General features: G+C 53.4%; 21 protein-coding genes and 1 pseudogene. 11 read left to right on the top strand and 11 right to left on the bottom strand.

The genetic code is table 11. The features are described from left to right. The first annotated feature begins 282 nt into the window (after positions 1 to 282). Positions 283 to 711, top strand: coding sequence for a hypothetical protein (locus tag JMN36_RS03055; protein WP_046202907.1), 429 nt, complete (start codon positions 283 to 285; stop codon positions 709 to 711). A gap of 476 nt (positions 712 to 1,187) precedes the next feature. Here the strand turns inward: JMN36_RS03055 and JMN36_RS03050 are convergent, their stop codons facing one another. After that, positions 1,188 to 1,430, bottom strand: coding sequence for a hypothetical protein (locus JMN36_RS03050; RefSeq protein WP_046202909.1), 243 nt, complete (start codon positions 1,428 to 1,430; stop codon positions 1,188 to 1,190). Beyond that, positions 1,427 to 1,672 carry a ribbon-helix-helix domain-containing protein gene (locus JMN36_RS03045; RefSeq protein WP_046202910.1) on the bottom strand — a complete coding sequence of 82 codons (246 nt, stop codon included), beginning with the start codon at positions 1,670 to 1,672 and terminating at the stop codon, positions 1,427 to 1,429. Before JMN36_RS03045 ends, JMN36_RS03050 begins: the two co-directional genes overlap by 4 nt. A 382-nt stretch (positions 1,673 to 2,054) precedes the next feature. Between JMN36_RS03045 and JMN36_RS03040 the strand changes: the two genes are divergently transcribed. After that, positions 2,055 to 2,474 carry a hypothetical protein gene (locus JMN36_RS03040; RefSeq protein WP_049377187.1) on the top strand — a complete coding sequence of 140 codons (420 nt, stop codon included), beginning with the start codon at positions 2,055 to 2,057 and terminating at the stop codon, positions 2,472 to 2,474. A gap of 4 nt (positions 2,475 to 2,478) precedes the next feature. Then, positions 2,479 to 2,898 (top strand): hypothetical protein, encoded by a 420-nt coding sequence (locus JMN36_RS03035; RefSeq protein ID WP_046203743.1) that lies wholly within the window; start codon positions 2,479 to 2,481, stop codon positions 2,896 to 2,898. Positions 2,899 to 3,427: 529 nt separating this feature from the next. Here JMN36_RS03035 and JMN36_RS03030 read toward each other — a convergent pair. After that, positions 3,428 to 3,637, bottom strand: coding sequence for a hypothetical protein (locus JMN36_RS03030; RefSeq protein WP_235429017.1), 210 nt, complete (start codon positions 3,635 to 3,637; stop codon positions 3,428 to 3,430). 148 nt (positions 3,638 to 3,785) lie between these two features. On the opposite strand from JMN36_RS03030, the gene JMN36_RS10655 reads away from it, so the two are divergent. The 3 genes from JMN36_RS10655 to JMN36_RS10650 are packed head-to-tail and all read left to right on the top strand — an operon-like array spanning position 3,786 to position 6,102. Beyond that, positions 3,786 to 4,289 carry a hypothetical protein gene (locus JMN36_RS10655; RefSeq protein WP_235429018.1) on the top strand — a complete coding sequence of 168 codons (504 nt, stop codon included), beginning with the start codon at positions 3,786 to 3,788 and terminating at the stop codon, positions 4,287 to 4,289. Positions 4,290 to 4,291: 2 nt separating this feature from the next. Next, positions 4,292 to 5,125 (top strand): hypothetical protein, encoded by an 834-nt coding sequence (locus tag JMN36_RS03020; protein ID WP_046203744.1) that lies wholly within the window; start codon positions 4,292 to 4,294, stop codon positions 5,123 to 5,125. A gap of 5 nt (positions 5,126 to 5,130) precedes the next feature. After that, on the top strand, positions 5,131 to 6,102 hold the full coding sequence (locus tag JMN36_RS10650; protein WP_235429019.1) for a hypothetical protein: 972 nt from the start codon (positions 5,131 to 5,133) through the stop codon (positions 6,100 to 6,102). A 291-nt stretch (positions 6,103 to 6,393) separates the two neighbouring features. On the opposite strand, the gene JMN36_RS03010 is transcribed toward JMN36_RS10650, so the two are convergent. The 3 genes from JMN36_RS03010 to JMN36_RS03000 form a co-directional block, all read right to left on the bottom strand. After that, positions 6,394 to 6,810: a hypothetical protein gene (locus JMN36_RS03010; protein ID WP_152647017.1), complete on the bottom strand. Its 417-nt coding sequence runs from the start codon at positions 6,808 to 6,810 to the stop codon at positions 6,394 to 6,396. Positions 6,811 to 7,176: 366 nt separating this feature from the next. Beyond that, the gene (locus JMN36_RS03005; protein ID WP_046203753.1) at positions 7,177 to 7,749 is read right to left on the bottom strand and encodes a TetR/AcrR family transcriptional regulator; all 573 of its coding nucleotides are present in this window, start codon (positions 7,747 to 7,749) and stop codon (positions 7,177 to 7,179) included. Between the two features lie 17 nt (positions 7,750 to 7,766). Continuing rightward, positions 7,767 to 9,266, bottom strand: coding sequence for an MFS transporter (locus tag JMN36_RS03000; RefSeq protein WP_046203754.1), 1,500 nt, complete (start codon positions 9,264 to 9,266; stop codon positions 7,767 to 7,769). Positions 9,267 to 9,532: 266 nt separating this feature from the next. On the opposite strand from JMN36_RS03000, the gene JMN36_RS02995 reads away from it, so the two are divergent. From JMN36_RS02995 to JMN36_RS02985, 3 genes are all read left to right on the top strand, one after another. Continuing rightward, positions 9,533 to 9,787: a hypothetical protein gene (locus tag JMN36_RS02995; RefSeq protein ID WP_034659529.1), complete on the top strand. Its 255-nt coding sequence runs from the start codon at positions 9,533 to 9,535 to the stop codon at positions 9,785 to 9,787. Beyond that, positions 9,787 to 10,380 carry a recombinase family protein gene (locus tag JMN36_RS02990; protein WP_011117489.1) on the top strand — a complete coding sequence of 198 codons (594 nt, stop codon included), beginning with the start codon at positions 9,787 to 9,789 and terminating at the stop codon, positions 10,378 to 10,380. Before JMN36_RS02995 ends, JMN36_RS02990 begins: the two co-directional genes overlap by 1 nt. 432 nt (positions 10,381 to 10,812) lie before the next feature. Next, positions 10,813 to 10,962 (top strand): hypothetical protein, encoded by a 150-nt coding sequence (locus tag JMN36_RS02985; RefSeq protein WP_011117478.1) that lies wholly within the window; start codon positions 10,813 to 10,815, stop codon positions 10,960 to 10,962. Between the two features lie 279 nt (positions 10,963 to 11,241). Here JMN36_RS02985 and JMN36_RS02980 read toward each other — a convergent pair whose 3' ends face one another. After that, positions 11,242 to 11,505 carry a hypothetical protein gene (locus JMN36_RS02980; RefSeq protein ID WP_011117479.1) on the bottom strand — a complete coding sequence of 88 codons (264 nt, stop codon included), beginning with the start codon at positions 11,503 to 11,505 and terminating at the stop codon, positions 11,242 to 11,244. A 353-nt stretch (positions 11,506 to 11,858) separates the two neighbouring features. Continuing rightward, positions 11,859 to 12,276: pseudogene (locus JMN36_RS02975) on the bottom strand (transposase family protein); the annotation flags it as partial. A gap of 108 nt (positions 12,277 to 12,384) precedes the next feature. On the opposite strand from JMN36_RS02975, the gene JMN36_RS02970 reads away from it, so the two are divergent. Then, positions 12,385 to 12,663 carry a hypothetical protein gene (locus tag JMN36_RS02970; RefSeq protein ID WP_005391230.1) on the top strand — a complete coding sequence of 93 codons (279 nt, stop codon included), beginning with the start codon at positions 12,385 to 12,387 and terminating at the stop codon, positions 12,661 to 12,663. A 616-nt stretch (positions 12,664 to 13,279) separates the two neighbouring features. After that, positions 13,280 to 15,199, top strand: coding sequence for a tetracycline resistance ribosomal protection protein Tet(W) (gene tet(W), locus JMN36_RS02965; RefSeq protein ID WP_000691721.1), 1,920 nt, complete (start codon positions 13,280 to 13,282; stop codon positions 15,197 to 15,199). 164 nt (positions 15,200 to 15,363) lie between these two features. On the opposite strand, the gene erm is transcribed toward tet(W), so the two are convergent. The 3 genes from erm to JMN36_RS02950 all read right to left on the bottom strand — a co-directional run. Further along, the gene (gene erm, locus JMN36_RS02960; protein WP_016459102.1) at positions 15,364 to 16,218 is read right to left on the bottom strand and encodes a 23S ribosomal RNA methyltransferase Erm; all 855 of its coding nucleotides are present in this window, start codon (positions 16,216 to 16,218) and stop codon (positions 15,364 to 15,366) included. 99 nt (positions 16,219 to 16,317) lie between these two features. Continuing rightward, complete coding sequence (locus JMN36_RS11065) at positions 16,318 to 16,365, bottom strand: erythromycin resistance leader peptide (protein WP_011116968.1); 48 nt, start codon at positions 16,363 to 16,365, stop codon at positions 16,318 to 16,320. A gap of 74 nt (positions 16,366 to 16,439) precedes the next feature. Further along, the coding region (locus tag JMN36_RS02950; protein ID WP_221923836.1) for an integrase core domain-containing protein at positions 16,440 to 16,651 on the bottom strand (212 nt) is incomplete at its 5' end.

Raw genomic sequence — 16,651 nt, 5'->3', positions numbered from 1 at the left:
CTCGCATGTCGAGCGCTGGAAAGAATATCTTAACTGTCTGATATCGTTAATTTTTTAATTGGGTTACACTTCTCCGCTACAGTGGAGTTACATTCTCGACCTCCTGCCAACAGCGATGGCGGGAAGATTGGCGGTAGTAAATTGCGCACTTCCATCAAAGGCGGAGAAAGATGCGGATTTGTACATGAACAAATTCGGAAAATGTGCATAAAAGACACTGCTACCCTCAGCCTAGGTATGCAAATTCTGGAGCTTTCACAGTAAAAGGTGATCCGATTTAATATGTTGGGCGAAACTCTTCTTTTTACAACTTACTTCCTCGCTCGAGAGTCTGACCTTGAACAATTCCATAAACAGTATTTAAAAAGAGTGGATAAGGCTCGAGATATCACAGAGATACTCTATGTAACTGACGAAATTACACGTGGGGGAGACGGAGTAATTCGCGAAGTCATGATGCAAGATTTCCGTAGGGATATGCGAGACTTTGGCACTTACCCATTTGATGAATCTGAATGGGGTTTGTATAGCCTTTCATGTGTGGCTAAAGACGTTGACGAACCCGCGATGGAAGGGGCTGGTGTCTCTCGGCTATGGCGTGATTTGGCATTAGGTGAAGAGACAGTACCTAGGGAATTTACCAGTCATGTAAAAGCCGTTAATGTGTCGAGCGATGGCAGAGGGTTCCCTCTGGGATCTATTTGTGCTTGATTGTGATCCGGAAATTCAACGGAATATCCATATGATAAATGCCGTCACCTCTTGATTAAGGCAGAGGGTGTATCAGTGTGGTACACCCTATTAATAAAACGGAAGACTCCGTACTAAATAAGACTTACTGCACCTTATTGAGACGAGAACTGGATTCTTATTCCAGGGTTATTGCGTTCACATTGAGTAGTTAATAGGGAATGCCTCAAAACACAAGACATCATTAGTGGACATTAGGGTACAGCGCGACAAACTGAAAACCGCCAGTAAGAAACGCGCAAAAGCTGCGAGGAGTGTCCGGCTGACTATCGCGGGTTGGTTTATTCAAGCAGAAGCGGAGATAGGTGGGTGGCTGACTATTCAGAGCGAGATGAAAGAGTTTGGAGTCTTGAGGCAGACTATTAATCGCGCGTTAAAGGCAGCGGGGATCTCCCCTAGGGGACGCAGGCGAAAACCGGATTAAACGTATCAGGACGTTATTCGAGGAGCTTGCTGTAGTGCGGGCGAGCTTTCATCACATGGATTAATAGTTCGTCCCCATCGGAGGCAACAACAACGACGGTTTCCAGCAGTCGAGCATGGGTATCAAAACCGAGGCGGAGTTCCCTCCACTGGCCAGGGTTATCATCAAGAGGCTCTATCCACAGCGGATAGGAAGCTGCATGGATTCCATCGGCTTCTGCGATACCGTGCTTAGTGGCAGATTTGGCTGCTTTCATGCCGCCGTGAGCGTGCTGATTGCTTGGCGAACAAGCTCAGATCGGGTGAGATTCTTTTTCGTAGCTAGGCGATCTAGAGCGCTAAGTTCATCGACAGTGAGGCGTACAGCAACGACCTGAGCAGGCTCCGCCCCGCGACCGGGGCGTCCGCGTCCGCGCTTTTTCAACACTTCTGGATCGTAGCCTTCTTCTGCTTCGGAAACCCACGTGTCGAGCTGATCTTGAGTGATGTTCACAGGCATGAAAATATCGTATAACGAAAATTGTTTACTGTCGATACATTCCGTATTAACACTCGGCGGAAGTCAAACTCCCACAGGAGTGACGTAAGGGGCGATCCCGGAGTAGGGGGTCATGCCATAAGCAATATACGGTTCTTCTTCCGTTAGGCAGTTAGGTAACCTCTCACTTGAAGAAGACTGGTCAGTGAGGGTTTCTTATAGGCTTTGGGAGTTTTGGCGGTATTTGTTTATCGATGTGCTGTTTCATTTCCGAACCTAAACTTCTGTTAATGGGGAATACTGCCAGCTACACGGATGTGTGTGGCCTGACAGTTTCGTTGAATTCGTCGTAGACTGAGCAGGCCTCATACGTCTCATCAATACCTAATTAAGTAGGAGCAAAATGAGTTCTTATAAAGACATCACGACTTTCTCCACTCCCATGCTCGTCAAGTCTCTGGATACGTTGGAGATTTCTGCGGGAGAGGACAACGGCAAGTGGGGCTCCCAATTTCCGCAAGGTGTTGCCATCTTCGTTCCCGACGGTGAGTATTTTACTGTTCGCATTGAGTCTTTTGGAACGATCCCGTCGGACAAGAAGCTGGTGGCAATGAACGCTATTAATGCGACGAATGACAACCTGGCTTTCGGCAAAGTGGTTCCTAATCTCATCGAGGGACGCCGGACGATTGTCTTCCGCAATCACTTCAACTTCACCCAAGGTGTGTCCCAATTCCAGCTGGATACGCTCATCGACGCCAGCTTGCATGTCGGGTTCAACGCGCTGGGAAAGATTGAAGAACTTTTTGAAGGAACGGAGTAAGACCATGGGACTGTTTGGAAAGAAGAAGCCAGCGTTGCGTGAAGCATCCGTCGCGTCTATTGGGGAGGCGCTTTCTACCCAGGGGCTTAGCTGTTCGCAGTTGTCGACTGGTGGGTTGTTGACTCAGGTCAATGGGGTTCCTATCTACATCGTTGATCAGGGCACGAATATTGGTATTGGTGGGATGATCCAGGCGCGTCAGCCTGAAGCAGAGGATCTTAATTGGATTAGCGACTTTAATAATCGTGCGTTTTGGCCGGTTGTCTTCCGTGCGGACCAGCAGACTGCGAGTGTTATCCACGCTGAGCATCGAATCATTAAGTACCTTGAGTACTCCGAAGCACAGTTGCGTGACGAAGCTCTGCTTGGAGCCCAGCTTGTTGCGGAAACCTTGCTGCGCTATAGCGAAGAGCATCCGCAGTAGATCGCCAGCTAATAAAACTTTTGACATGAGCACACAAGTGCGATGAGTTTTTGAAGACCGGATGCGGCGATTAATCCGTTGCGTATAGTTCTAGGTTTGGGGCTGCTGCGGAAGTCGCGGGGCGTGACTTCCTTGCCCGTGTGATTGTCACGTCCTGGTGCTCGTTTGCGCGTGAGCGCTTTTTTGTTACGCATACTGATACGCGAATGCGCCGGCGAATTGCCTTACACAAGCGCCCTGCTATCTGCTCACCAGTGTTCACGCCCCTGACCACTATCCATGGTCGCTGGCGTGCCCAGATTCATGGTACAAGGGTTCAGTAATAAGCAATATACGGTTCCTCTGCCGCCAGGCAGTTAGATAGAACCTCACGTGAAGGAAACCTTTCCTTAATTACCGAGCTTTGACACCAGCAGGGGACCTCCGGTAGCCCGTATCGTTACAGGAAATGTTGAAGTACTGGGGATTTTCCTTTATTGAACGCCTTCCAGCCGCTCTTTGAGGCTGGTGGCTAAGCCTAGAAGTTCATCTAGGCTATCTGCGGGTCGCCGTTGGTGACAGATTTCGTTGCGCCGCGCGCCAGTGGGGAAGTAGCGGGCAGTTCTGCCAGTATTGCTTGCAGGTGTTTGGCTGCGCTGTTGGCGGCGTCTAGCGCGTACTCGTAGTCTCCATCTTCGCCGTGGGCCTTGATGAATAGGGCGCACAGGTACTCCTGGGTTTCATGAACAATGCCAGCCACCGCTTCACCCACCTAAGTGCATCGTTGACGTGCAATGTGTACACTGCCCAGACTGAATGTGCAGTGTAAATGTTTAGTTTAGAGTTATATACCCCTTATATAGGTTATTTTGACCGCCTTTCGCGAGACGCGAAAATCGAGTCTGTACATGTGTCTATCTGGCGTTTTAGCAAATTATTTAGTTTTAGAGAAGGTGCATATCCTCAACAGCATTGGATTGCGCAAGGCACCCAATCCTTTGGATGTTAAAAAGCGCACAGTTGGCCTAACGCCAGCACAAAATCAGTTTGCCCAAACTCAAGCGATCTTGGCAAAGGGAAGAGACGGCTTAATAGCACGTATTAACCAACGTGATGCCGACTACTTCCTTGATTCAGAAACGGGGCAAAAGGCGCTAAAGACAACAAGCCGTGGACGCCCGGATCTTAATATTCCCTACGAGGATGGTGTGTCAATTAAAACTGAGTTCGACCGTCCACCTGCGTCTAGGGCGCCGCATCATGCACAGCAGCAGTTGGATGCGAATCCGGATGCGGTTATTTGGTTGCTTACACTAGACAAGCTTGAAGAGTCCTCTGAACTTTGGAAAGTCATCAAAGCCAATCGAGACGGAGTAGACAACTATGTCGCTTCGCTCAGGGAAGGGATCTAAAGATGAGAGTGTACCTGCGGCGAGATATTGACTATCTGCTAGCCCCTTATTCTTATGATCAGTTATTTTTGAAGCTACCTTATGATTATGCGGTTGAGGCTGCCGCACAGTCCCGTGCTTTCTTTACACTTCAGGATGCTGCTAATAGTTACTGGTCACAGCAATACGTGAACATTGATACCACCGTCGATGATCTTCCCCATGCGCTACGCCTTGGGGTGCACGATCCGAAGTTTCCTCGTCGTTGGGCAGCAGTCTTAGAAACCACGAATCCCGATTGGGTGTGGTTTATCAGCGATGATACGAGCAACAATCACGACTTTTTCGCAACCGTTAGGTATAACGGTTCTATTCCTTTTGTTCCCGGTATGACACAGCTACGTATCGTGGATGAGCCAGATGAACGCAAAATCGTCAAAGGGTGGAATTACCGCTCAGGCAACAAGTGCCTCATCATCGACACCTACGATATGGATGCTGCTATCGGCAAACGCGCCCCTGTCGCTGAAATCCGAGGAAAAAATACCTTTATTGTAGGGATCGGGGAAGGAGAATCCCGGTTTCAGGCTTTTACTGACTGGCCTGACGGCGAAGAATTTGCTTTCCCCAGACTAGAACGACTCAAAACCAAAAAAGGTCCACTACGCAAGCGGTTTACTACCGAAGATCTCTTCGAATGCGCACAGCTTTTTGGGCTCGATCCCTTCAACAGACAGTTCCTCACTGGGCGTGCAACACTTATCAATAGTGGATACCCTTTGCCTAAAAAGTACGGGCCATGCGCTTTATTTGAACGTCGCGAACACACCTGGGACCGCGAACACGAGGGGAACTAAAAACAATGACGCAGTATTTCTACACCAATTCCATCGCACCGGTATCCCATGCTGTGGCACTTCTTCGGTTTCCACTATCTACCGTGGTTGAAGAATTTCAGCAGTGGGCATCAGGGATAGAAAGTCGGTATACAAAGCCTTATTTTTATCTTCAAAGCCAGACAATCGAATGTATGGTTCATACGAACAAGGTATCTGCTGGCAGGAATCAGCTTGCAGAGCTACTTAAACCGCAAAATCACATTACGCAGTTTGTATTCGTCCCCACCGAGTCAGAATGGACTGCAGTGTTTAGCCCTTGCTGCTTTACCAAAGCGCCAAAGATGCCGTGGATTGATGAATTCGCCTACCTTTTGGCGCGCAAGAAAGAAATTGAGTCACAAGTTCCTTACTACATCGAAATTAAGCATACGCCGTGGGTAGATACCGACGATGTAGCCTTCTTCCATCGGGCAAGCTATGGAGAAATAGATTTTATGATGTGCGCGCTTCCCTCCGAATTGCCCGATGACCCTTTAGGCCGATTTGATTGCTGCTTCTACAGATCTTTTAGCAGCCACAAACAGTTAAAAGCTGATGGTACGCTGCATCGTTCCATGTCGTACCTTGAGGATCAAAGTGAACCTTTCAAGGATTACGGTTTTAATTTTGACTCCCTGCCAAAGGTCACTGAGTTTCCGCAAGAATCGTTTACACAAGAACACGCGCAGATTATGTGGTCTCAGTTTGGGGAGAAACAGATAGAAGCCATCCTCGCACCACTAGGTGTGTCACCATATGATGACGCTTTCTATGGGACGGACGGCTATTTGGCACGTCTAACACCAGCATGCGTTGTCGACCCACACACTAATGAGTTAACGGCAGCTCCCGACTTCGATCCCCCTGCGCGTATCCCGCTAGAAAAATACCAGTTTTTCCAAGGGCTCCACGACGGCCCCCTCCGCTCCTGGTCCTCAACACCTATTACAGAATAGAAGTCAGCCGAAACATAAACTGAGGTGCCTCAAGTTGGCATTGTTAGATTCCAGACGCACCGAAGCGTCACCGTAACAAGCCCTCAATCAGCTTATTTAGGTGCACTGAAGAAACAACAGGTCTGGTGCATCATCCCGACCGCGGATCGCAGTATGCCGGCGTTGCGGGCCATTGGGGAAGTAGCGGGCAGTTCTGCTTGTATTGCTTGCAGGTGTCTGGCGGCGCTGTTGGCGGCGTCTCCTGCCCGCCACCGGTGCCCGGGGAGCGGGGCGGGCATGACCCGCGGTGTGTTATCGCTGGCGGATTTTCTCGGCCTGCGCCTGGACCATGCGGGTGAAATCTTCGAGTGCGACTTCGGGGGAGCCGGAGACGGTGTAGGTGGCCCCATCGATCTCGACGTAGGCGATGCGACTGACGGAGCCGTTGTCACCGGAAAGGGGAGAGGAGGACTGCGTCAGGGTCACCTCGGCAGCGGTGACAGAGTCGGCGCCGTCGACGCGCAGCTCCATGGGTGCCGCAGTATAGGACGTGGATCCGCCGGCGTGGGTCCTAGTGATCGACTCGCATACCGACACGTCACGGGGGTGGTTCAACAGCTGCGGGTCGGATGAGACGGCGACGCTGAGTGTCGCGTCAGTGGACTCGTTGGTGAAGTCGCGGGCCGCGATGGCGTCGGGGTTCTGAACGATTTTGGAGATGTAGGTCACGCCGGTGGGGATTAAGGCGGCGCATTCGGCCGGGTCGGCGGTGATTTCCTGGGCCATGGAGACCATGTCCTGGTTGATGCCGGAGCTTTCTTGGCTCCCGCCCCAAGTTGCAACAGCACCACTTTAACTAAAGAGAGTCACTTCAAAGTAGAGAGAAAATAAAGGGTACACCCAGTGCGACAGATGTGTCGCAAAAATGGCGAGACCGAGCCTATTGGCAACAGCAAACTACTGCGCCGTAACTGTCCCGCTGGGGTGCCCCTGTATGGCACTGACTCGACGAGGCCGCGAACGAGCAGCCTCTTGAGAAGGCGAAAGGCAGCGGCAGCGAACCTGGATCGGTTCAGATCTGCGAGATGGATGCGCTCATCGGATCGCCGCGTTGCCCGAGGTTCCGGCTGCGTCCGCAACGGAGTGGGCGAGGTGCTCTGCCAGCGCGGCGCGCAGTTCGGGCGGAAGGGGGGCGGCTCCGACGGATTCGCTAAGCCAGAGTCCGTCGGCGGCAAGGTACGCGACCATCTTCTGCAGCGCCCGAGGGTCAGTCGGGTCAATCTCGGCAGGGTCGGGTATCCATCGGGAGATGACCCTTCTCCACGGCTTGTTGAGCTCGCTGTCGGTGCTCGCCTCGAGCATGAACAGCAGCTCGGGGCCAGTGGCGCTGCGAGCGCTCACGCGGGCGTAGGCGGCGACGCGCTCGTCCTGCGTTGCCTCGTCTGGGTCCTTGCCCAGGACGTTGATCATCTCGTGGTCCCAGCGCTCGGCAAGATGCTCGTGCAGCGCGAGCACCAGGGCGTCCTTCGAGGGGAAGTGGTAGAGCAGCCCACCTTTGGTGAGTCCGGAGGCGGCGGCCACCGATTCGTACGTGACGGCCGTGACGCCGTCGGTTTCGACAACGTGGAGGGCGGCTTGGAGGATGGAGTCTCGTTTGCTGGTCCGCATGAGCGGTCCTTTCGTGGTCAGTGCTCGGAGTGCAGCTGCGACTGCGTGCCAGGCAGGTACCGACGCAGCAGCACTCCCGTGATGACAGCGGCCGCTGCCAGGACGCCGGCAACGACTAGCATCACGACGAGGTACGCGGAGTCGAAGGCCGTGGAGGCCGCCTGAATGATGGCGGCGTCTCCCTGCGCCGCCTCCAGTGCCTCAGCGATACCGTCACCAGCCGCCGCCGGTGCGCCGTTGGGGAGGACAACACTGGCGGTATAGATGGCCGTGAGCAGGCTTCCGAGCACGGACACGGCGATGAGGCTGCCGAACTCGTAGGAGACCTCTTCGAGGGAAGCGGCCATGCCTGCACGGCGCACCGGCACGTTCCCGATGATGGCGGTGGAGGCGACCGACATGGCAGCTCCGAGACCGGCACCCGTCACCAGAAGGCCGAGAACCAGCACGCCGAAGGATGATTGGAACCCGACTACCGTCACCACGACGCCGCCGGTGGCGACGGCGAGACCACCGGTGATCAGCGCGAGCAGCCCGACACGGTGCAAGAAGGCACCACCCAGGAGCGCTGTCGGCAACGAGCCCACGGCAATCACGGCAACCAAAAGCCCAGCCTCCAGCGGACTGAAGCCGACGACCTGCTGGAACCGTTGCGTGGTGACAAGCTGGATGCCACCGATGGCGAACATCGCGAACGCCGCGGCGAGCACGCCAGCACTGAACGCCGGGTTGAGGAAGATGGAGAACTCCAGCAGCGGATTCTCCAGGCGCCGCTGACGGCGCACGAAGAGCCAGAACCCGATGGCAGCAACGAGCAGCGCAACAACAATGGTCGCGACAGACGGGGGCGCGTGGCCGATCTCCTTGATGGCCACCACCGTTCCGACGAGCCCGATCATCACCAGTATCGAAGACACGGCATCCCAGCGCTTCGAAGGATCCGGGTCATTGGCCGGGCGGATCAACCAGGTAGCAACCAGCGCCAGCGCCACTACGGGCACGTTCACCAGGAACACCGAGCCCCACCAGAAGTTCTCGAGCAAAGTTCCGCCGAGGATGGGGCCCAGCGCGGCACCCACCACGGAGAGGCTGCCCCAGATCGCGATCGCGAGGTTCCGCTCGCGCTCGACCGTGAAGTACGTGCGGATCAGTGCCAGGGTTGCCGGCATCATCGCTGCCGCACCGACAGCGAGCACAGCGCGTGCACCGATCAGCACCTCGGGCGACGGCGCCAACGCTGCGAGCAGGGACGCCAACCCGAAGATCACCAGGCCGACGACGAACATCCGCGTGTGGCCGATGCGATCACCGAGGGTCCCGCTACCGAGCAGCAGGCCCGCCATCACCAGGGGGTAGGCGTTGATGATCCACAGGCTCTGGGTGCTTGATGCCTGAAGGTCCTCGGTCAGTGTCGGCAATGCCGTGTACAGGATCGAGTTGTCGAGGGTGATCAGTAGGAGCCCCGCTCCGACAGTCACCAGCAGCGACCAGCGTCGCCGTTTCGTCATCGTGGACATGCGCGTCTCCTTAATCGTTTAATCGTGAACAACGTAAGTGTACCGGATGGATGGTGTAGTTATGTCTACTGCGAGAGAGATCCGCGTCACTCCCTGTTCACGGCGCCTAAGGCCAGTGACTACGAGCGTGGCGCTCATTTGGGTACACCCTATTGTTACGCCGGTGTGCGGCAGAATGTTTCCTGTAAAATAGGGCCGTTCCTAGCATTGTTTTACACGTGTCTAGCGGGGTCTAAGCCTTATGTTTACAGAAAGTGGTGAGTGTGATGTTATCGTCTGACGGTTTCCATATTGAAAGTCATATTGACTCTGTACCCGCGTTGGCGCGGGTGAAAGATCTGCATGGTGGACTCTCGTCGGGGCAGCAGGCGTTGGGCAGGATTGTACAATCCTTGCTTGCTGACGCTGATGGCCTCGACGGTGTTCAGCTTTATGCCCTCTCGGATGCAATCGAGTCGTATCGTGATGCAGTCATAGAACAAGAGAATGCCGCCTTTAAACCTTCGCGGAGCGAAGACTAATGGTCAATGACTCTGGTTCGCATGGGCAGCGGGTGGGCTATATCCGTGTCTCCACGGTGGAGCAGAATAATCAGCGCCAGAAAGAACTACTCAATGCTTCCGGCAGGATTGACCGGTTTTTTGAAGATAGGATTTCCGGCCGCACCAAGACTGCCCGCCCTGGACTTGTCGAGTGTATGGCGTACGTGCGAGACGGTGACGAACTTGTCGTGTCGTCGATTGACCGTCTCGCCCGATCGCTGACAGATCTGCGCGGTATTGTTGATGAACTTACCGGCAAGGGTGTGACTGTTACTTTCCTGCATGAGAATCTCGCGTTTGCGAAAGACACGTCCGATCCGCGCGCGGATTTAATGCTCGGAATTCTCGGTAGCTTCGCGGAGTTTGAGCGGGCCATTATCCGCGAGCGCCAGGCGGAGGGGATTGCGTTGGCGAAAAAGGCCGGAAAGTACAAAGGCCGCAAACCCGCTCTTAGCCCGCAGCAAGTAGCGGAGATTAAACGGCGCATATTGGCAGGGGAGTCAAAGGCAGCACTAGCGCGGGAATTTGGGGTAACCCGTCCTACGGTGTATCGAGCATTGAAAAACACCTAGGGTAGTGCAGCCGTGATGGTAGATCAGCGCGCCCATGAGCCCCGTCATATGTCTTGCCATATGGCGGGACATATGTTTAGGCATATGCTAAAGCATATGTCGGCAGTTATGTAGCACTGCCAGCATTTTCGTGCGTCTAGATAGGGTGACAGGCAGAGAAATTAGCGGTGTTGAGTGCAGCTGCAAGTAGCACTGTACGGGTTTCCCCTCATGGGCGGCTTTTATAAAGGCAGGGGTGAAATCATGCTTCTAGGTCTCGTCAGGGGTGGCTGCTAACGTTAGTGCCGGTTCACAATCATGCCCCGCCACCTGTGGTGGGGCGTGGGCGTGACTTCCTCGTCGGTGCGCGGTAAGGCCCGCGCGTGACGTGGGCTGTCCCGCGCGCCTTTTTCAGGCGAGCGGACAACCCTACGACGTAAAGGGAGGTAGACAATGGGTAAACACTCATTGGATACACCCGGTCGCAAAAGAAAAGACCTTGATGCCACCAAGCTTGACTGGCTAGATGTGGCTACCAAGGTCATAGTTCTTGTGACCGTAATCGTGAAGCTCGTTACCGCGATGCTTCACGTGGGTCTTTAGGCCCGAGGGTCTCAACGAGCTGGCACTCGTTGGGGCCCTTTTTATTGTGCAGCCGCAATTCAGGGATGAACTGTGCTGTCACTTTTTAGGCTAATGGGCGCGCGAAGGTTTCGCAATACTCCCACACTGAGCCCGTAGCCCTCCTTTTCTCTACTGCGGGCGGGAATCTGCGTATTCGTGCGCCCGCGAGTCCTGCCATATGGCGGAACATATGTTTAGGCATATGTTATAGCGTATGTTCCGCCATATGCTAAAGCATATGTTCTGTGTTATGCAGGTTTACCTGCTAGTTCTTGCGTTTAGGCGGAGTCCGAAAATGGTAATCCACAAGGCTAGTAGGCCGAAGGAGATGAGCAGTGCGGCCAGTTCTCGCGAGAGACCGGCCTGGGTGAAAAGGAAGGAGGGGACAAGGATCATTGCTGCGCTTATGCTGCCTCCAAGCGCGGCGTAATACATACGGTCTTCTGGCCGTTCGCGGCGGATGGTCTGGATGATTAAGACGAAAAGTACTGCGAGTGCGGCGAGGGTGATGGTCGTGTACATTCCTTCTCCTTTCGGGACTGGTGCCCATTTTATCGGTGAGGGTGTGCACGGTCTGTGTGCTGCGTTTTCCAAGAGTCAGGGTGTGTTAGTGTTATCCCCCGTAAGATCCTGATGAGCAGTTGAACAAACTGCACCACCGGAAGTAACAAACTCGAAAGGGTATGTTACCTCCGGTTTCTTTCATTTTTCAATCTTTGAGGTGCGAAGATTGCACGCGTGGGGATTGAGGGTGTGAATCCCACTGTCGTGGGTTTGATGAGGTAGTCGATGTTGCGGAAGCTTTGGCATCGGCGTGCGTTGTGCTCCGTACGTTGTTTCAAAAACGGGTTTCATCAAACGGAACAAAACCTGGGACACTTCATATCCCACCCCAGGCCTAATGACTTGGGTGCAGCGGCAACGCTCATCCGATTTAGGCAGAGTCGTTGCAGGATCCAGTGGGTCACCTGGTCCGTGGTCTTTGAATTGTCGGGCGCGCAGGCAAGGCCAGCACGGAAGATCTTCTGCAAGCAACGCTTGTTGGTGCACCGGTAGCGTGGAAGGCGCACATGAAGTTGTTGGGTGGCCGACGATGGGCAGATCGACCAGGCTGCGGATGACGTGGTCGCGGAATACTCCAGGCTGCCCGCAGGTAGGGCATTCATTGATCGGCTCGACGGGTTCGGCTTCAATAACAGTGACGTCACCGTTTTCTGTGGCACCGGTGATAGTAGTTCCTAGTTTTGCGGTGCGGCAGATGGTATCGACGATGACATTTCCGTTAGGCTGCACAGTAGGTCCTTAGTTTTGTACGGATGGATTAGATACCTTTTTCCTACAAAGCCAAGGCCCTAGGTGGCAGGCTGGTTGTGGGCCAGAACCCGAAGGAGGTCCGCACCCATGTCCCCACACGATATTCCCCCGCTGATCCCCAAGCCACCAGAGAAGGATTGGGCCGATTACAACACCAACCCCGACCCCGGCAGGACTCGTAAACGTCGGCGTGCAAGCATGCTTTCTGCACGCGATGTGCTGGCGTTGCCGACTGTCACCCTTGCACCCGGTGCCACGCTTTCCGATAGTGAGTTGGTCATGCCGGATGCTGCGGCAGTCGTGTTTATCCCCAACACTGAATGCTCATGTACGGTAAAGAAGCAAGCAACCGAAAACAATAGATAGACCGCCAGCACTACACTATTCCGAACCAAAGACCAAAAGATAAGCATTTTGAGAAAATCTAAACTTTTGGATTTTCCTACAATGCCGACTACGGCGGAATCCCTCCCACTCCTTATATATTTCTTTCTGTATACATTGAATTTGTATTTAGTAAAATGCAGACAACACCACGGATCGGCTTTTGGCTGGACAATTCCAACCAAACACCGCAGCAGACAGTAGAAACCATTCTGAACGTTAGGAAGCCGGTATGATTGTTACATATAAGGGGAAGAAAAATTTCTTTTAGATACTTGTTTTCCTAAAACTGATGTGATATAATAATTCAATTCCAGAAAAGGAGTAAAAAATATGCGGCAAGGTATTCTTAAATAAAACTATAATCAAATAGTGGGAACAAAGGATTATGATAGTCCCTTTTGTAGGGGCTTAGTTTTTTGTACCCAATTTAAGAATACTTTTGCCTTATCAATTTTGACATATCCCCAAAAACAGCACTCACAAACAGGTGTATGCTGTATATGTGTATGTCCGCAAATTATCATCCCCAGTGGTAAAAGTATTTTACTGCTGGGGATTTTTATGCCCTTCGGGGCAGTAAAGGGAGGACAATCACATGAAAATAATCAATATTGGAATTCTTGCCCATGTAGACGCTGGAAAGACGACCTTGACGGAGAGCCTGCTATATGCCAGCGGAGCCATTTCAGAACCGGGGAGCGTCGAAAAAGGGACAACGAGGACGGACACCATGTTTTTGGAGCGGCAGCGTGGGATTACCATTCAAGCGGCAGTCACTTCCTTCCAGTGGCACAGATGTAAAGTCAACATTGTGGATACGCCCGGCCACATGGATTTTTTGGCGGAGGTGTACCGCTCTTTGGCTGTTTTAGATGGGGCCATCTTGGTGATCTCCGCTAAAGATGGCGTGCAGGCCCAGACCCGTATTCTGTTCCATGCCCTGCGGAAAATGAACATTCCCACCGTTATCTTTATCAACAAGATCGACCAGGCTGGCGTTGATTTGCAGAGCGTGGTTCAGTCTGTTCGGGATAAGCTCTCCGCCGATATTATCATCAAGCAGACGGTGTCGCTGTCCCCGGAAATAGTCCTGGAGGAAAATACCGACATAGAAGCATGGGATGCGGTCATCGAAAATAACGATAAATTATTGGAAAAGTATATCGCAGGAGAACCAATCAGCCGGGAAAAACTTGTGCGGGAGGAACAGCGGCGGGTTCAAGACGCCTCCCTGTTCCCGGTCTATTATGGCAGCGCCAAAAAGGGCCTTGGCATTCAACCGTTGATGGATGCGGTGACAGGGCTGTTCCAACCGATTGGGGAACAGGGGAGCGCCGCCCTATGCGGCAGCGTTTTCAAGGTGGAGTATACAGATTGCGGCCAGCGGCGTGTCTATCTACGGCTATACAGCGGAACGCTGCGCCTGCGGGATACGGTGGCCCTGGCCGGGAGAGAAAAGCTGAAAATCACAGAGATGCGTATTCCATCCAAAGGGGAAATTGTTCGGACAGACACCGCTTATCCGGGTGAAATTGTTATCCTTCCCAGCGACAGCGTGAGGTTAAACGATGTATTAGGGGACCCAACCCGGCTCCCTCGTAAAAGGTGGCGTGAGGACCCCCTCCCCATGCTGCGGACGTCGATTGCGCCGAAAACGGCAGCGCAAAGAGAACGGCTGCTGGACGCTCTTACGCAACTTGCGGATACTGACCCGCTTTTGCGCTGCGAGGTGGATTCCATCACCCATGAGATCATTCTTTCTTTTTTGGGCCGGGTGCAGTTGGAGGTTGTTTCCGCTTTGCTGTCGGAAAAATACAAGCTTGAAACAGTGGTAAAGGAACCCACCGTCATTTATATGGAGCGGCCGCTCAAAGCAGCCAGCCACACCATCCATATCGAGGTGCCGCCCAACCCGTTTTGGGCATCCATCGGACTGTCTGTTACACCACTCCCGCTTGGCTCCGGTGTACAATACGAGAGCCGGGTTTCGCTGGGATACTTGAACCAGAGTTTTCAAAACGCTGTCAGGGATGGTATCCGTTACGGGCTGGAGCAGGGCTTGTTCGGCTGGAACGTAACGGACTGTAAGATTTGCTTTGAATACGGGCTTTATTACAGTCCGGTCAGCACGCCGGCGGACTTCCGCTCATTGGCCCCGATTGTATTGGAACAGGCATTGAAGGAATCAGGGACGCAACTGCTGGAACCTTATCTCTCCTTCACCCTCTATGCGCCCCGGGAATATCTTTCCAGGGCTTATCATGATGCACCGAAATACTGTGCCACCATCGAAACGGTCCAGGTAAAAAAGGATGAAGTTGTCTTTACTGGCGAGATTCCCGCCCGCTGTATACAGGCATACCGTACTGATCTGGCCTTTTACACCAACGGGCAGAGCGTATGCCTTACAGAACTGAAAGGGTATCAGGCCGCTGTCGGCAAGCCAGTCATCCAGCCCCGCCGTCCAAACAGCCGCCTGGACAAGGTGCGCTATATGTTTCAGAAGATAATGTAACGTCTTGCGCAATGCAAGCGTTCATTGCTGGCTATTGCGAAATATCATTGAGCGAGGACCCCAATATCTTGTGCCACGCCCGAACCCCCGGCGAACTAATCAATGCACTCTAAAACCGGAAGAGCCCTTTTAGTACTACTGGTGGATTTCGGTTTTGGTGGGGATTAACGCCGCCGGCTTCGGTTTTTCCGTTGAGGAGGTCGTTGACTACTTCCCGATGGTGAAATGGGTCGATGGTGAGGTAGAGAGGAACCAGTCACCTGGAAGAGATCGATCCAGTCGTTGGTGTGCAATCTGGGAGGTAGGGTCGCGGGGTCGATTCCTCGCGAGCGCAACCATGATTGTGTTTCTGAACGTGATGAAAACAACCCTGCCCTTCGGAGAATTTCCCCTATCCCGCGTCCCCGGGCAGTGAAAACGGTGTGCACCATCGCCTGAAAGGCTTTGCGCTGCTCTATCGGAATCTTCGGGTCACCCACCCGGCGGATCACTAAGATCCCCCCGTCAACGTTTGGCTGTGGCCGGAAAGCAGGCCTTGGTACCCGAGAACCCAGGTGAAATGTGAACCATGGGGACCACTGAGCCGTCATCATCGTGCTTGCGCCTACCCCGGCCCGGCGGCGAGCGACTTCCCACTGCATGAGGAGTACAGCGTCAGTCCATGCTGGCGCATGCAGCAACTTTCGAAGAATGGCAGTGGTGAGGTGAAAGGGAATGTTTCCCACAATGACGCAGGGAGTGGCGGGTAACCGGAAGTTAAGGAAATCATCATGGACCACTTCGACCGCCGCCGAGGAGGTTTCTTGTGTGATTTTGGCAGCTAGTTTTGCGTCCACTTCAACTGCCGTTATCGCCCTCCCCAAGTGGGCCATCGGGTGAGTGAGGGCACCGCTTCCTGGTCCGATCTCAATGATGGGGCCGGAGGTTTGTTTCACAAGGTCGATGATGGAGTTGATGATCTTGTGGTTGGTGAGAAAATTTTGGCCATGCTCGTGACGGCCGTGTCCGTATGCAGACATCAGGTGTGCTCCTTGGATTTGAAAGGGAGCCGGGCATGACAAATAGCCGCCCGGCTAAAGGACCGGAGTGGTTTTTAACCTACGGGGTAGGAAACCGCCTTAGCGGTTGGTGCGCAACCGCAAGAAAGCGGTACCTGAAATCAACATGGGTCTAATTATATCCATTTAAATTCGCGGGTGTGAAGTGCCCCGGGTTTTGTGAAGTGCCCCGGGTTTTGTTCCTAGGCATTTGCCTTGATTTCTATTATTGCTTGCGGCGGGTGCTGGTCCCAAAATTCGGTTTCCACTTCGACCGGGGTTCGGTATCCCAAGCTTTGGTGAAGCCTCGTCTCGTTCCACCATGACACCCACTCAAACGTCGCGATTTCCACCTCGACAACCTCATCCCACCTGCGAGTATGGATCAGCTCGTTTTTGTAGGAACCATTAACGT

The sequence above is a fragment of the Corynebacterium pseudokroppenstedtii genome (genome assembly GCF_019754945.1).
Taxonomy (GTDB): Bacteria; Actinomycetota; Actinomycetes; order Mycobacteriales; family Mycobacteriaceae; genus Corynebacterium; species Corynebacterium pseudokroppenstedtii.
The sequence above is the reverse complement of the archived record's forward strand: the minus strand, read 5'-3'. Positions and strand labels throughout refer to the sequence as shown.